The sequence below is a fragment of the Streptomyces sp. NPDC029122 genome (assembly GCF_055569445.1).
The window spans coordinates 69,335-83,424 of the sequence record NZ_JBVHWK010000018.1; the positions used below are offsets into that span (position 1 = coordinate 69,335).

A 14,090-nucleotide genomic window follows, 5' to 3' on the forward strand; every position below is an offset into this window, starting at 1 on the left:
ACCGCCCAATAGAGAACCGTTTGAGGACCGCATGAGCACCTCGGCACCCGCCGCGGCCCCCACCACCGGCCTGGACCGGTACTTCAAGATCTCCGAGCGCGGCTCGACCGTCGCACGCGAGGTCCGGGGCGGCTTCGCCACCTTCTTCGCGATGGCCTACATCATCGTGCTGAACCCGATCATCCTGGGCAGCGCGAAGGACATGTACGGGCACCAGCTCGACGGCGGCCAGCTCGTCACCGCCACCGTCCTGACGGCCGCCTTCTCCACCCTCCTCATGGGTGTGATCGGCAACGTCCCGATCGCACTGGCGGCCGGCCTCGGCGTCAACACCGTCGTGGCCCTCCAGCTCGCCCCGCGCATGAGCTGGCCCGACGCCATGGGCATGGTCGTACTGGCCGGCTTCGTGGTGATGCTGCTGGTCGCCACCGGCCTGCGCGAGCGGGTGATGAACGCCGTCCCGCTGGGCCTGCGCAAGGGCATCGCCATCGGCATCGGCCTCTTCATCATGCTGATCGGCCTCGTCGACTCCGGCTTCGTCACCCGCATCCCGGACGCCGCGCACACCACGGTCCCGCTCCAGCTCGGCGGCAACGGCCACCTGCACGGCTGGCCGGTCCTGGTCTTCGTGATCGGCGTGCTGCTCACGCTCGCCCTGCTGATCCGCAAGACGCCCGGCGCCATCCTGATCTCGATCGTGGTCATGACCGTGATCGCGGTCGTCGTGCAGCTGGTCGCCGACCTCCCCGACCTGGCCTGGGGCCTGACCGTGCCGCAGTGGCCGGGCAACCCGGTGGCCGCACCCGACTTCGGGCTCGTCGGACAGGTCAGCCTCTTCGGCGGCTTCGGGAAGGTCGGCCTGCTCACGGGCATCCTGTTCGTCTTCACCGTGCTGCTGTCCTGCTTCTTCGACGCGATGGGCACCATCCTCGGCGTCGGCGACGAGGCCAAGCTGACGAAGCCGGACGGCACCTTCCCCGGCATCAACCGGGTCCTGCTGGTCGACGGCCTGGCCGTCGCCTCCGGCGGCGCGACCTCCTCCTCCGCCACCACCTGCTTCGTGGAGTCCACGGCGGGCGTCGGCGAGGGCGCCCGCACGGGCCTGGCCAACGTGGTGACCGGCGGCCTCTTCACCGTCTCGCTCTTCCTGACCCCGCTCGCCACGATGGTCCCCTCACAGGCCGCCACCCCCGCCCTCGTGGCGGTCGGCTTCCTGATCCTGGCGGGCTCGGTCCGGGACATCGACTGGAGCGACTTCACCATCGCCGTCCCGGCATTCATGGCCATGGTGATGATGCCGTTCACCTACTCGATCACCAACGGCATCGGCATCGGCTTCGTCAGCTTCTGCGTGCTGCGCCTGGCCACGGGCCGCGGCCGCGAGGTCCCGGCCGCCATGTACGCCGTCTCGGCGGTCTTCGTCTTCTACTACGCGATGCCCGCCCTCGGCCTCACGTAAGGCCGTAGAACTTCTCCGTCTCGTCGACGGCGGCCTTGAACCGCTCGTCGAAGTCATCGCGAATGAGCGTCCGGACGACATAGTCCTGGACGCTCATTCCGCGTTTGGCGGCATGGTGCCGGAGCCGGTCCAGCAGCTCCCCGTCTATGCGCATGCTCAGCACATGTGTCCCCATGCCCGAAAGAGTCGGGCCAGACCGTGCGGACGCGAGTCACTTTCCGCCACCCTCTCACCCGTATGAGTGAGGGGGCGGGATCCCTCACACCGTTTTTCCTTAGACAGAGTAATGAGTTATTCTAAATACATGCATGACCTCTCCCATGGCGACGACGCCGCCGCCGTGAACGATCTGCGCTCCGCCGTGATGCGGCTGGGCCGGCGCCTGAAGCACCAGCGCGTCGACGAATCGCTCAGCCCGACCGAGATGTCGGTGCTCGGCACCCTCGCCCGCTGCGGCCACGCCACCCCCGGTGAGCTGGCCCGGCGCGAACACGTCCAGCCCCCGTCGATGACACGCATCGTCGCGCTGCTGGAAGCCAAGGGACTGGTCACGCTGGAGCCGCACCCCGAGGACCGCCGCCAGAAGGTGGTCCGCCAGACCCAGGAGGCCGAGGCGATGCTCGAAGAGAGCCGTCGCAAGCGCAACGCCTTCCTGGCCGGGCTCGCGGCCGAGCTCACCGAGGACGAATGGGCCAAGCTCCGCGCGGCCGCACCCGTCCTGGAGAAGCTCGCCCACCTATAGGAACGACGCCAGGAGGCGACCGCTTTTGAGTACGGGAACCGGAGCAGACTCCGCACCCGGCCATACATCCACCACTACGCGCACCCCGGGCGGCCGCCCGGGGACACCCCCCGGCGGCGGCCGGGGAACGTTCAGCTCGCTGAAAGTCCGCAACTACCGGCTCTTCGCCACCGGCCAGATCGTCTCGAACACCGGCACCTGGATGCAGCGCATCGCGCAGGACTGGCTGGTCCTCTCCCTGACCGGCTCCGCCTCGGCCGTCGGCATCACCATCGCCCTGCAGTTCCTGCCGATGCTGCTGTTCGGGCTCTACGGAGGCGTACTCGCCGACCGGCTGCCCAAGCGGCCGCTGCTGCTCCTCACCCAGAGCGCGATGGGCCTCACCGGCGTCGCACTCGCCGCGCTGACCCTGGCCGGACACGTCCAGGTGTGGCACGTCTACCTCGCGGCCTTCCTGACCGGCCTGGTCACCGTCGTGGACAACCCGGCCCGGCAGACGTTCGTCTCCGAGATGGTCGGACCCGAGCAGCTCGCCAACGCCGTCAGCCTGAACTCGGCGAACTTCCAGTCCGCGCGGCTGGTCGGCCCGGCGATCGCCGGCGTGCTCATCACCGCCGTCGGCTCCGGCTGGGCCTTCCTGCTGAACGGCCTGTCCTTCGCCGCACCCCTCGCGGGCCTGCTGCTGATGCGCACCCACGAACTGCGCCCCGTCACTCCGCAGCCGCGCGCCAAGGGACAGCTGCGCGAAGGCCTGCGGTACGTCGCGGGCCGGCCCGAGCTGGTCTGGCCGATCGTGCTCGTCGGATTCATCGGCACCTTCGGGTTCAACTTCCCGATCTGGCTGTCGGCCTTCGTCGACGACGTCTTCCACGGGGACGCGGGCACGTACGGGCTGTTCAACACCCTCATCGCGGCCGGCTCCCTCGCCGGTGCCCTGCTGGCGGCCCGCCGGGGACCCTCCCGGCTGCGGCTGCTGGTGACGGCGGCGGTGCTGTTCTCGGTGCTGCTCCTGGTCACCGCGTTCGCGCCCGGCTTCTGGCTGTTCGCGGCGCTCCTGGTGCCGATCGGGATGTTCGGCCTGACCGTCAACGTCGTGGCGAACTCCAGCGTCCAGACGGCCACCGGCCCCGAGATGCGGGGCCGGGTGATGGCCCTGTACATGATGGTCTTCACCGGCGGCACGCCCGTCGGCGCCCCGCTGGTGGGATGGATCACGGACACCTACGGAGCCCGCCTCGGCATGGCCTCCGGCGGCCTGATCTCCCTCGTGGCGGCGGTCGGCGTCGCGGTGGTCCTCTCCCGCGTGGGCAACCTCCGCCTGAGCGTGAACCGCCGCGGCATCGCCTTCGTCCCGTCCCCCCGCCGCGAGCTGGCCACCGCCGCCTGAGCCGCGGCCGGGCGGACCGGCACCCCGGGGCCGCCCGGCGGGGAAGCGGGGGCGGACGGCGGGGCCGCCCCCTCCCCGCCGCACGCCGTTCCGCGCGGGCCCCGCGCCGGGCCGGCGAACCGGGCCGGGGGCCGCCGGGACCCGGAGGCGTGCGCCGCCGCGCCGGGCGGTGCGGGGGCCGCGCCGGGGATAGGGTCGCGGGCGTGAGACTGTTCGCCGCCGTACTGCCCCCCGCGGGCGCCGCCGCGGAACTGCGCGCCGCGCTCGCGGACGTGCCGCACCCCGAGGGGCTGCGGTGGACCGGCGAGGCGGCCTGGCACTTCACGCTCGCCTTCATGGGCGAGGTCCCCGACCCGCTCCTCCCCGACCTGTACGCCCGCCTCGCCCGCGCGGCCCACCGCAGCGCCCCCTTCCCGCTCCGCCTCCACGGCATCGGCCACTTCGGCGACCGCGCCCTGTGGACCGGCGCCGCCGGCGGGCTCGACGCGCTGCGGCTGCTCGCCGAGCGGGCCCACGCCGCCGCCCGCCGCGCCGGGGTCCCCATGGAGGGCCACCGCCCCTACACCCCGCACCTCACCCTCGCGCGCGGCCGCCACGGCGCCGACCTGCGGCCCTGCCTCGACGCCCTCGCCGACTTCGAGGGCACCCCCTGGCAGGTCGACACCCTCAGCCTGGTCCGCAGCAACCTCCCCGCCGCCGGGGTCCCCGGCGAGCAGCCCCGCTACGAGGTCGTCCAGGCCTGGCCCCTCTCCGGCTGAGACCGGGGGCGGGCCGACCCGGCGTTCGGGCACGGTTCATCCCCCGGCAGCCCGCACTTCGGGGCGCGGAATCCGGATTCCGGTGAAACAGAAGCAGTAGAGGCGATCCCGGCATGCTCCGGACACGTATCCGGCAAGCCGCCCGCTGACGCACGCACGCACCGCACCACCGGTCGCCCCCGCCACCACCCCGCGGGGCGGCCCGGAGTCCCTCCGGCCACCCTCGAAGGAGTCCCCGTGCCGTTCACCGAGCCGACCACGGCCCCGCACACGACGACCGCGCCCGCCACCCCCGCGCGCGTCGCCACCCGCCGCAGGCTGCTGATGTGCCGACCCCGGCACTACGACGTCACGTACTCGATCAATCCCTGGATGCACCCGGAGCACAGCACCGACCCCGCCCTCGCCGTCCGCCAGTGGGAGCGGCTGCGCGACCTGTACCGCGAACTGGGCCACTCCGTCGAGGAGATCGACCCCGTCGAGGGCCTGCCCGACATGGTGTTCGCCGCGAACGGCGCCACCGTCGTCGACGGCAAGGTCTACGGCGCGCGGTTCCGGCACGCGCAGCGCACCGCCGAAGGACCGGCGTACCTGGACTGGTTCCAGCGCCGCGGCTACCGCGAGGTGCTGTGGCCCGAGTACGTCAACGAGGGCGAGGGCGACTTCCTCACCGTCGGCCGCCGGCTGCTCGCCGGCACCGGCTTCCGCACCGACCCGCGCTCGCACGCCGAGGCCCAGGAGTTCTTCGGCCTGCCGGTGACGAGCCTGACGCTCGTCGACCCGGAGTACTACCACCTGGACACGGCCCTGGCCGTGCTCTCCGACGACGAGGTCATGTACTACCCGGCCGCCTTCTCCGAGGGCAGCCGGGCCGTGCTCCGCACGATGTTCCCCGACGCGATCCTCGCCACCGCCGAGGACGCCGCGGTCTTCGGGCTGAACGCCTTCTCCGACGGCCGCCACGTGCTGCTGCCGGAGGCGGCGACCGGCCTGACGGCCCAGCTCAGCGCGCACGGCTTCGAGCCGGTGGGGGTCGGGCTCTCCGAACTCCTGAAGGCGGGCGGCAGCGTGAAGTGCTGCACCCTGGAGCTGCGCGACCGCTGAGTCACCACCGACGTAGTTTCCGGAAAGGACCGTTGTGACCTCTGCGACCGCGATCGCGGACAGCCACGCCCGCCTGCTCCGCCTCCTGGCCGACGCGGGAGCCGACTACCGGCTGCTGCGCCACTCCCCGGAGGGGCGTACCGAACTCGCCAGCCTGATCCGCGGCCACAGCCTGGAACAGGCCGCCAAGTGCCTGGTCATCAGGGTCGCGCTGGGACGCAAACAGCGCCGCTACGTGATCGCCGTCGTGCCGGGCCACTGCCGAGTGGACCTGGAGGCGGTACGGGACGAGTACGGCGGCACGAACGCCTCCTTCGCCGTCCGCGAGGTCGCCGAGGAGCTGACGGGCTGCGTCAGCGGTTCGATCATGCCGGTGAGCTTCGACGCGGCCGTGGAGGTGGTCGTCGACCCGGCGCTGCTGGAGCACGAGGAGATCTGGTTCAACGCGGGCCGCCTCGACGTGTCGGTGGCGCTGCGCACCACCGGCTACCGGGCGCTGGTACGGCCGAGGACGGCCCGGATCAGCGAGGAGCCGGCGCTGGTCTAGGCGGGTCTAGGCGTCCTTCTCCTGGCGGCGGGTGAGGGTGACGTACAGGTACTCGTCGAGGAGCTTGGCCAGGCTGATGCCCGGCCGGCCCAGGTCGGCGGTGAGTACGTCCTCCTCCAGCCCGCTCGCCGCCAGCGCGGCCCTGGCCCAGGCCCGGCCGGTGCGCAGGTGCCGGCCGAAGGCCCGCTCGTCGCGGGCGCCGTGCAGCTGGACGGCGATGGCCTCGTCCCACGGCATCACCGTGCGCGGCCGCATCGCGAACAGGGCCTTGGCGGCGGCCGTCGGCCCGAGGGTGCGGCGGCCCGCCGGCAGGGCGGCCAGTTCCCCGTACGCGGCGGCGAGCACGCCGATCTCCCGGTCGGTCAGGGCCGCGAGCGGGGCGTCGGGCAGCACGTGCTGGGCCCACCAGGCGTCGAGCCCGGCGCCCAGCGGGTCGGGCTCGCCCTCGCGCGGGTAGCGGATGCGGCAGCCCCAGGCGTTGAGCCAGCGGTGCAGGGCGGTGCGGTGCGCGGCTTCGGAGAGGTCGATGCCGGGTGCCGTGGCCGCCAGCAGGGTCTGCCGGCTGCGGTCCGCCCGGTAGCCGGCGAACACCGCGGCGGCGGCCCGCAGCCGGTCGAGTCCGGGCGCGGCCGGCAGGGCGTCCTGGTGCGCGCGGGCCACCTTGGCCGGTACGCACGTCCGCCAGGCGTCGGTGACGAGCTCGCCGAGTTCCCCGGCGTCGAGGGCGGCCATGCGGGCGTGCACCCAGTGGTAGCGCATGTCGCCCGCGCCGGGCAGGGAGAACTTCTCCGGTTCGGAGGCGACGAGCGCGGCCCGCTCCTCCTTGGGGAAGGCGAAGCCCAGTTCGGTCCCGTCCCGGGACAGGGCGAGGTAGACGATCCGGCCGATGCGGAACTTCACCCGGTCGCGGATGAGGTGCTCCTCAGTGCGCGGCAGGGCGAGCGCGAGGCGCCGTACGTCTTCGACGGTGACCATGACGGAAGTCTCGCAGCCCCCGGCGGGGGGCGGGGGCGGGAGGGCGTTAGTCTCGACGGGTGGACCCGAAGACCAGGAACCGTGTCATGGCCGGTGTGCTCGTGTTGATGTTCGTCGTCGTGGCGGTGGCGGCCGCGGTGGGTCAGTAGCCCGTACACCCGCCGCCCCGCGCACGCCCGTACCCGCCCGCCCCGTCCGCGCTCGCAGCGCGGGCGGGGCGGTGCCCGTCGGGGGCGCGGCGGTTACCGGGCGAAGGCCTCCGGGGCGGGCCCCGGTCCCGGGAAGATCTCGTCGAGGGAGCGCGGCAGCTCCTCGGACAGCTCCAGTTCCAGCGCGCAGGGCGCTTTCGAGCTGCCCGGCGGTGCGCGGGCCGGCGATGGGGCCGGTGACGCCGGGCCGGGTCAGCAGCCAGGCCAGCGCCGTCTCGCCGGGCTCCGGGCCGTGCTTGTCGAGGAGGTCCTCGTACGCCTGGATCTGCGCCCGTACCGCGGTGTTGGCCAGGGCGTCCGCGGAGCGCCCGGAGGCGCGGCGGCCTGCCAGATCTCCTCGAAGGGGGTCCGCCGGTCGACGTGGTGGAACCGGTAGACGTCGATGTGGTCCGTGCCGAGGCGCTTCAGGCCGGCCTCCACCGCACGGCGGATGTCGAGGCTTGTGGGCACAGCCCGTGCGGTGGCGCCGATGGAGCCCCGATTTCCCGGCGTCTTACGCCCGTCACGTAGCTTCTTGACCCTCACACCGTGTCAGGCGGTCAGCTCGGAGACATCATGTTCACCATCGGAGACTTCGCCCGGCATGGCCGCGTCTCGGTCCGGATGCTGCGTCATTACGACGCCACCGGACTCCTGCGCCCGGCACACGTCGACCCCGCCAGCGGCTACCGCCATTACACTGCTGCCCAGCTCGCCCGCCTCAACCGGATCATCGCGCTCAAGGACCTCGGATTCACTCTCCAGCAGGTCCAGGACATCGTGGACGAGAGGGTCAGCCTGGAGGAACTGCGCGGCATGCTGCGGCTGCGGCGGGCCGAACTGGAGACCGCGGTGGCTGCCGCGGGAGCACGGCTGGTCCAGGTCGAGGCGAGGCTCCGAGCGATCGAGAGCGAGGGGCACATGCCCACGAACGACGTCGTCATCAAGAGCGTCCCCACGGTCCGGGTGGCGGAGCTGACCGCAATCGCCGCGAGTTTCGAGCCCGAGGACATCGGCCCGGTCATCGGGCCGCTCTACGACGAGCTGTTCCGGCGCCTGGGATCGGCGGGTATCACCCCCACGGGCCCCGGCATCGCGTACTACGAGGACGCCCCGGAGGGCGGTGGCAGGATCAGCGTCCACGCCGCCGTCCAGGTCTCCGCTCCTCTCCAGGACGACACCTTCCGGATCCTTGACCTGCCGCCCCTCGGCCAGGCAGCGACCATCGTGCACCGCGGCTCGATGGACACCGTGCTCCCCACCGCCCAGGCCCTGGCCCGCTGGATCGAAGCCAACGGTTACCGGTCGACCGGATACCCCCGCGAGATCAACCTGGAGTGCCCGGAAAATCGTGACGACTGGGTGACGGAACTGCAGGCACCGGTAACCCGGGCCTGATCAATCACGGCAAGCCGAGAAGGGCCGGGAAGTGCGAGCCGTTTCGCTCGTACCGGACGGTGAGGCGGCGGCAGCCGAACAGCCGGGTGATCGACCGCTCGATCTTCACCGGTGCCGGCCGAGTGGTCGGCTCTTGCTTGGAGTGGGCTCGAAGCAGTTGGCTTGTGCCTCATGAAGTACACCCAGCTCGGACGCACCGGACTCAAGGTCAGCCGACTCGTCCTCGGCACGATGAACTTCGGCCCGCAGACAGACGAACCGACAAGTCACGGCATCCTGGATGCCGCGCTCGACGCAGGTCTGAACTTCGTGGACACGGCCAACGTGTATGGGTGGGGTGAGAACAAGGGCCGTACGGAGGAGATCATCGGTTCTTGGTTCGCCAAGGGCGACGGCCGCCGTGACAAGACCGTCCTCGCCACCAAGGTCTACGGGAACATGGGCCTCGACGGCGAGGCCTGGCCCAACCACGACAAGCTCTCCGCGCTCAACATCCGCCGTGCTGTCGAGGCCAGCCTGAAGCGCCTCGGCACGGACTACATCGACGTGTACCAGTTCCACCACGTCGACCGGCAGACCCCCTTCGAGGAGATCTGGCAGGCCGTCGAGGTCCTGGTCCAGCAGGGCAAGATCCTCTACGCGGGTTCCTCCAACTTCCCCGGCTACAAGATCGCCCAGGCCAACGAGACGGCCGCCCGGCGCGGCACGCTCGGCCTCGTCAGCGAGCAGTGCCTCTACAACCTCTTCGAGCGGCGCGCCGAGATGGAGGTCATCCCGGCGGCCCGGGAGTACGGCCTCGGTGTCATCCCCTGGTCGCCCCTCCACGGCGGCCTCCTCGGCGGCGTCCTCAAGAAGGAGACCGAAGGCAAGCGCCGCACGGAGGGCCGCGCAGCGGAGACCCTCGCCGACCCGGTGGTCCGGGCGCGCCTCCAGGCGTACGAGGACCTGCTCGACAAGCACGGCCTCGCCCCCGGCGAGGTCGGTCTGGCCTGGCTCCTCACCCGCCCGGGTGTCACGGGCCCGATCGTCGGCCCCCGCACGCCCGAGCAGCTGGCGGGCGCGCTCAGCGCCCTGGAGCTGGAGCTGGGCGACGAGGTCCTGTCCGCCCTGGACGAGATCTTCCCCGGCCCCGGGCCGTCACCGGAAGCCTTTGCCTGGTGATCGAGTAGGGCCTGGTGAGCACGGCCGTCGCCCGCTCCAGTGGGGCGGCGGCCACAGCGCCGTACCGGCGTCAGACGCTTGGAGTGCGCTCCAGGCAAGACCCCTTCCCGGGAGGGGAGTTACGCGTCCGGCGCGGGGCGGTAGGGGTCGCCGATGCCCCAGGCCTGGTGCAGGACGGCCGCGAACTCGCCCGCGAGGCGGTGCTCGCCCGAGGCGTTGGGGTGCGTGCCGTCGTAGGTGTCGCGGTGGATGTCGTACGCCTCCGGGCGCGCGGCCAGCAGGATCGGCGAGGCGTCGGTGGTGAGGTCGGCGACCGCCTTCGCGAGCAGCTCGTTGAACCGGGCGACCTCCGCCGCGAAGGGGGCGTCCTCCTCGGCCCGGACGTTGGGGATCACCGGCAGGAAGACCATCCGGACCGCGGGGCGGGCCTCCCGGGCGGCCGCGACGAAGCGGCGGACGTTGTCGGCGGTCTGGTCGGCCCGGGTGTAGAAGCCGAGGTCGATCAGGCCGAGGGAGACGAGCAGGACGTCGGCACGGGCGTCCCCGGCGGCGGGCCCGATGAGCGGGGCCATGTGCTGCCAGCCCTCGCCCCAGCCCGCGAGGTGCCGGCGGGCGGGCTCGGGGAAGTCTTCGGCGGCGTAGCCGGAGCCGGTGCCGGCCTCGGTGCCGTACAGCCCGGTGCGCGGGCCGACGATCTCGAAGGAGCCCTCGCCGAGGGTGGCGCCGAGGTGCTGCCACATCCGGTAGCGCCAGGTGTAGTCGCCGGCGCGTCCGATGGTCATGGAGTCGCCGACGAACATGAAACGCATCCGGTCATCATCGCGGATCACACGGCCGGCACCCCTGTGATGCCGGACACCCCCGGGGGGCTGGCAGGCTTGGGGGATGCGCCTGCTGCCCCGGTCGACCGCCGTTCCCGCCGCTCTCGTGCTCGCCCTGCTGCCGGGGGCCGCCGCCGCGGCCGAAACCCCCGCCGCGTCCGGCACCGCCTCCGGGTTCACCATCGCCGATCCGCGGATCAAGGAGTCGAGCGGGCTCGCGGCCAGCCGGATCCACCCGGGCGTGTACTGGACGCACAACGACAGCGACGACGGCCCGTACGTGTACGCGGTGGACTCGGCGACCGGCAGGACCGTCGCGCGGGTGACGCTGACGGGGACCGGGACCCCGCGCGACGTGGAGGCGATCTCGCTCGGTCCGGACGGGCGGCTGTACGTCGGGGACATCGGCGACAACCGCGACGGCACCTGGGACCGCGTGTGGATCTACCGCTTCCAGGAGCCGGCGGAACTGGGCGACCGGACCGTCAGCGCCGAGCAGTTCACGGTGTCCTACGCGGACGGGCCGCGCAACGCGGAGGCGCTGATGGTGCATCCGGTGACGGGCCGGGTGTACATCGCGAGCAAGAACGAGCAGGGCGGCGGCCTGTACGAGGGCCCCGAGCGGCTGTCGGCGGACGGACGCAACGTCTTCCGCCGGATCGCGGAGGTGCCGTGGGTGACGGACGGGGCGTTCTCGCCGGACGGGACCCGGCTGACGCTGCGCGGGTACTTCACGGCCCGTACGTACGCGTGGAAGGACGGCCGCCCGGACGGCGCGGGCGAGCGGGTGGACGCGCCCTGGCAGGGCCAGGCCGAGTCCGTGACGTACGCGCCGGACGGGCGGACGCTGATGTTCGGGGCGGAGGGCGCGAACAGCAGGGTGGTGGCCGTACCGGTGGCACCGGCGGCGGGGCCGTCCGACCCGGCCCGCCCCGGCTCCCCGCAGCAGCCCGCGGGGCCGGGCTCCGGCGGGGCCGCCGGAGCCGGCGGCCGGGGTGCGCAGGGCGCGCCCGCCGGGCAGGACTCGGGCAGCTTCGCCAAGGGGGCGCTGGTCCTCGCGGTGGGCACGGCGGTGGTCCTGGCGGGCAAGCGGCTGTTCCGCCGCCGCCCGAAGGCCTGAGCGGCCCGAAGGCCTGAGCCGCGCGGAGGCCTGAGCCGCGCGGAGGCGCGTACGGCGGCCCGGAGGTGATCCGCCTCACACCCCGTCACACGGGCCGCTGCCGCGGTGTCTTGTGTCCGAAGCCCTGAACCGGAGGAGGACACCATGAGCGAGAAGACCGGTGTGGTCGTGGTCGGCGGAGGTTACGCGGGCGTGATGGCGGCGAACCGTCTGACGCTGCGCGGTGATGTGACGGTGACGCTGGTCAACCCGCGTGCCTCCTTCGTCCACCGCATCCGCCTGCACCAGCTGGTCGGCGGCACCGACACGGCCGTCGTCGACTACCGCGACGTCCTCGCCGAGGACGTACGCCTGGCCGTCGACACCGTCGACCGCATCGACGCCCCCGCCCGCGCCCTGCACCTCGCCTCCGGCGCCACCCTCGGCTACGACTACCTCGTCTACGCCGTCGGCAGCACCGGCGCACACCCGCACGTGCCCGGAGCCGCCGAGCACGCCTACCCCGTCGCCACCCTCGAGGACGCCCAGCGGCTGCGCCCCGTCCTGGACGCCGCACCCGCCACCGCCCCCCTCACCGTCATCGGCGCCGGCCCCACCGGCATCGAGACCGCCGCCGAACTCGCCGGCGCCGGCCGCACCGTCACCCTGGTCTGCGGCGGCGCCCTGGGCCCCTACCTCCACCCCCGCGGCCGCCGCTCGGTCGCCCGCCGCCTCGCCCGCCTGGGCGTCACCGTCCTGGACGGCCCCGCCACCAAGGTCACCGCCGTCACCGACCGCGCCGTCCGCCTCGCCGACGGCCGCGAACTGCCCAGCCACGTCACCGTCTGGACCGCCGGCTTCGCCGTCCCCGACCTGGCCGCCCGCAGCGGGCTGACCACCGACGACGCGGGCCGCCTGCTCACCGACGAGACGCTGACCAGCGTGGACGACGTACGGATCGTGGCGGCCGGCGACTCGGCCGCGCCTTCGGGCGTGCCGCTGCGGATGAGCTGCCAGGCCGCGATGCCCCTGGGCGCACGGGCCGCCGACACCGTCCTGAGCCGGCTGGCGGGCGACCGGCCCGCCACCCTCAACCAGGCCTTCGGCGCCCAGTGCATCAGCCTGGGCCGCCACGACGGCATCTTCCAGTTCGCCGACCGGGGCGACACCGCGATCTGGCTCCACGTCGACGGACGGCCCGGCGCAACGATGAAGGAAGCCGTCTGCAAGGGCGTCGTCAAGCACCTCGCCGACGAGGCCCGCAAGCCCGGCGGCTACCGCCTCCACCGCATCTCCGGCGGCCCCGCACGCCAGAAGAAGCTCCAGGCGCGGGACACGGCGGAAGCGGCGGCCGTCTGATGCGCGCGGCGGACACGGGGACCGGGGCGACCGGCGGGAAGGACGGCACCAGCGGCATGGACGGCATGGACGGAGCGACCGGCATGGACGAGACGGACCGCGCGGGCGGGGACGGCAGCACGGACCGCGCGGGCGGGGACGGCCGCGACGGCGAGGGAGGTGGCGGCGGCGAAACGGCGACCGAGACCTTCGTCGCCCACCGCAACCTGCTCTTCACCGTCGCCTACGAGATGCTCGGATCGGCCTCCGACGCCGAGGACGTCCTCCAGGAGACCTGGCTGCGCTGGGCCGGCGTCGACCTGGAGCGGGTCGACGACCGGCGCGCCTACCTGGTCCGCATCACGACCCGGCAGGCCCTGAACCGGCTGCGCACCCTGAGCCGCCGCAAAGAGGCGTACGTCGGCCAGTGGCTCCCCGAACCGCTGCTCACCGCGCCGGACGTGGCCCAGGACGTGGAGCTCGCCGAGAGCGTGTCGATGGCGATGATGCTCGTCCTGGAGACGCTGGCGCCGACCGAGCGCGCCGTCTTCGTCCTGCGCGAGGCCTTCGACGTCGGCTACGACGAGATCGCCGCCGCCCTCGACAAGTCCCCCGCCGCCGTACGGCAGATCGCGCACCGCGCCCGCCGCCACGTCGACGCCCGGCGCCCGCGCCGGACCGTGTCCGCGAGCCAGACCCGGGCCGCCCTGGAATCGTTCCGCCACGCCCTGGACAGCGGGGACCTCCAGGGCCTCCTCGACGTCCTCGCCCCCGACGTCGTCCTGGTGGGCGACGGCGGCGGGGTCAAACGGGCCGCGCTGCGTCCCGTCGTCGGCGCCAGCAAGGTCGGCCGCTTCATCCTCGGCGGCACCGGCAAGGTCGCGGGCCGGCTCACCGTCGCCCCGACCGTGGCCAACGGCAGCCCCGCGTTCCTCGCGTACCTCGACGGGGAGCTCGACGGCGTCATGGTGTTCCACGTCGAGGACGCCCGCATCACCGGCATCTACTACGTCCGCAACCCCGAGAAGCTGGGCCGGATCGAGGCCGAGACCCCGCTCACCCTGCGGTGACGGCGGTCGCGGGGGCGGGCGTGCCGGTCCCCGGCGGCCCGCC

At 73.0% G+C, this 14,090-nt stretch carries 14 protein-coding genes and 1 pseudogene; 11 read left to right on the forward strand and 4 right to left on the reverse strand.

Annotation, left to right across the window (positions count from 1 at the left end):
* The first annotated feature begins 31 nt into the window (after positions 1-31).
* A complete protein-coding gene (locus ACZ4WZ_RS21280; protein WP_467892502.1) occupies positions 32-1,459 on the forward strand; it encodes an NCS2 family permease in 1,428 nt (475 codons plus the stop codon).
* Here ACZ4WZ_RS21280 and ACZ4WZ_RS21285 read toward each other — a convergent pair.
* Positions 1,452-1,634 carry a BrnA antitoxin family protein gene (locus ACZ4WZ_RS21285; RefSeq protein ID WP_249767154.1) on the reverse strand — a complete coding sequence of 61 codons (183 nt, stop codon included), beginning with the start codon at positions 1,632-1,634 and terminating at the stop codon, positions 1,452-1,454. The genes ACZ4WZ_RS21280 and ACZ4WZ_RS21285 overlap by 8 nt on opposite strands.
* A 129-nt stretch (positions 1,635-1,763) precedes the next feature.
* Here ACZ4WZ_RS21285 and ACZ4WZ_RS21290 point away from each other — a divergent pair, with 129 nt between their 5' ends.
* The 5 genes from ACZ4WZ_RS21290 (at position 1,764) to ACZ4WZ_RS21310 (ending at position 5,997) form a co-directional block, all read left to right on the forward strand.
* Positions 1,764-2,201: a MarR family winged helix-turn-helix transcriptional regulator gene (locus ACZ4WZ_RS21290; protein WP_467892504.1), complete on the forward strand. Its 438-nt coding sequence runs from the start codon at positions 1,764-1,766 to the stop codon at positions 2,199-2,201.
* Between the two features lie 25 nt (positions 2,202-2,226).
* Positions 2,227-3,588 carry an MFS transporter gene (locus ACZ4WZ_RS21295; RefSeq protein WP_467892505.1) on the forward strand — a complete coding sequence of 454 codons (1,362 nt, stop codon included), beginning with the start codon at positions 2,227-2,229 and terminating at the stop codon, positions 3,586-3,588.
* A 203-nt stretch (positions 3,589-3,791) separates the two neighbouring features.
* Positions 3,792-4,346 (forward strand): RNA 2',3'-cyclic phosphodiesterase, encoded by a 555-nt coding sequence (gene thpR / locus ACZ4WZ_RS21300; protein ID WP_467892507.1) that lies wholly within the window; start codon positions 3,792-3,794, stop codon positions 4,344-4,346.
* A 237-nt stretch (positions 4,347-4,583) separates the two neighbouring features.
* Positions 4,584-5,450, forward strand: a complete 867-nt coding sequence (gene ddaH, locus ACZ4WZ_RS21305; RefSeq protein WP_467892509.1) for a dimethylargininase — start codon at positions 4,584-4,586, stop codon at positions 5,448-5,450.
* Positions 5,451-5,484: 34 nt separating this feature from the next.
* The gene (locus tag ACZ4WZ_RS21310) at positions 5,485-5,997 is read left to right on the forward strand and encodes a YbaK/EbsC family protein (protein WP_467892511.1); all 513 of its coding nucleotides are present in this window, start codon (positions 5,485-5,487) and stop codon (positions 5,995-5,997) included.
* A 6-nt stretch (positions 5,998-6,003) separates the two neighbouring features.
* Here ACZ4WZ_RS21310 and ACZ4WZ_RS21315 read toward each other — a convergent pair whose 3' ends face one another.
* Positions 6,004-6,972 carry an MmcQ/YjbR family DNA-binding protein gene (locus ACZ4WZ_RS21315; protein WP_467892512.1) on the reverse strand — a complete coding sequence of 323 codons (969 nt, stop codon included), beginning with the start codon at positions 6,970-6,972 and terminating at the stop codon, positions 6,004-6,006.
* 242 nt (positions 6,973-7,214) lie between these two features.
* Positions 7,215-7,658 (reverse strand): annotated as a pseudogene (locus tag ACZ4WZ_RS21320) (aldo/keto reductase); the annotation flags it as partial.
* Positions 7,659-7,736: 78 nt separating this feature from the next.
* On the opposite strand from ACZ4WZ_RS21320, the gene ACZ4WZ_RS21325 reads away from it, so the two are divergent.
* The gene (locus ACZ4WZ_RS21325; RefSeq protein WP_467892514.1) at positions 7,737-8,558 is read left to right on the forward strand and encodes a MerR family transcriptional regulator; all 822 of its coding nucleotides are present in this window, start codon (positions 7,737-7,739) and stop codon (positions 8,556-8,558) included.
* A gap of 171 nt (positions 8,559-8,729) precedes the next feature.
* Complete coding sequence (locus ACZ4WZ_RS21330; RefSeq protein WP_467892516.1) at positions 8,730-9,719, forward strand: aldo/keto reductase; 990 nt, start codon at positions 8,730-8,732, stop codon at positions 9,717-9,719.
* 119 nt (positions 9,720-9,838) lie between these two features.
* Here the strand turns inward: ACZ4WZ_RS21330 and ACZ4WZ_RS21335 are convergent, their stop codons facing one another.
* Positions 9,839-10,528, reverse strand: a complete 690-nt coding sequence (locus ACZ4WZ_RS21335; protein WP_467892518.1) for a GDSL-type esterase/lipase family protein — start codon at positions 10,526-10,528, stop codon at positions 9,839-9,841.
* Between the two features lie 76 nt (positions 10,529-10,604).
* On the opposite strand from ACZ4WZ_RS21335, the gene ACZ4WZ_RS21340 reads away from it, so the two are divergent.
* The 3 genes from ACZ4WZ_RS21340 (at position 10,605) to ACZ4WZ_RS21350 (ending at position 14,047) form a co-directional block, all read left to right on the forward strand.
* Entirely contained in the window at positions 10,605-11,660 is a 1,056-nt protein-coding gene (locus ACZ4WZ_RS21340) for a WD40 repeat domain-containing protein (protein WP_467892519.1), read from the forward strand.
* 144 nt (positions 11,661-11,804) lie between these two features.
* Positions 11,805-12,998 carry an NAD(P)/FAD-dependent oxidoreductase gene (locus ACZ4WZ_RS21345; RefSeq protein ID WP_467892520.1) on the forward strand — a complete coding sequence of 398 codons (1,194 nt, stop codon included), beginning with the start codon at positions 11,805-11,807 and terminating at the stop codon, positions 12,996-12,998.
* A 65-nt stretch (positions 12,999-13,063) separates the two neighbouring features.
* Positions 13,064-14,047, forward strand: coding sequence for an RNA polymerase sigma-70 factor (locus tag ACZ4WZ_RS21350; protein ID WP_467892626.1), 984 nt, complete (start codon positions 13,064-13,066; stop codon positions 14,045-14,047).
* Positions 14,048-14,090 lie beyond the last annotated feature (43 nt).

Bases quoted from the DNA above. Each gene is read 5' to 3' on its own strand.
- ACZ4WZ_RS21340 (WP_467892519.1), top strand. From the start codon at position 10,605: ATGCGCCTGCTGCCCCGGTCGACCGCCGTTCCCGCCGCTCTCGTGCTC.
- ACZ4WZ_RS21285 (WP_249767154.1), bottom strand. From the start codon at position 1,634: ATGGGGACACATGTGCTGAGCATGCGCATAGACGGGGAGCTGCTGGAC.
- ACZ4WZ_RS21325 (WP_467892514.1), top strand. From the start codon at position 7,737: ATGTTCACCATCGGAGACTTCGCCCGGCATGGCCGCGTCTCGGTCCGG.
- ACZ4WZ_RS21330 (WP_467892516.1), top strand. From the start codon at position 8,730: ATGAAGTACACCCAGCTCGGACGCACCGGACTCAAGGTCAGCCGACTC.
- ACZ4WZ_RS21335 (WP_467892518.1), bottom strand. From the start codon at position 10,528: ATGCGTTTCATGTTCGTCGGCGACTCCATGACCATCGGACGCGCCGGC.
- ACZ4WZ_RS21350 (WP_467892626.1), top strand. From the start codon at position 13,064: ATGGACGGAGCGACCGGCATGGACGAGACGGACCGCGCGGGCGGGGAC.
- ACZ4WZ_RS21280 (WP_467892502.1), top strand. From the start codon at position 32: ATGAGCACCTCGGCACCCGCCGCGGCCCCCACCACCGGCCTGGACCGG.
- ACZ4WZ_RS21345 (WP_467892520.1), top strand. From the start codon at position 11,805: ATGAGCGAGAAGACCGGTGTGGTCGTGGTCGGCGGAGGTTACGCGGGC.
- ACZ4WZ_RS21290 (WP_467892504.1), top strand. From the start codon at position 1,764: ATGCATGACCTCTCCCATGGCGACGACGCCGCCGCCGTGAACGATCTG.
- ACZ4WZ_RS21315 (WP_467892512.1), bottom strand. From the start codon at position 6,972: ATGGTCACCGTCGAAGACGTACGGCGCCTCGCGCTCGCCCTGCCGCGC.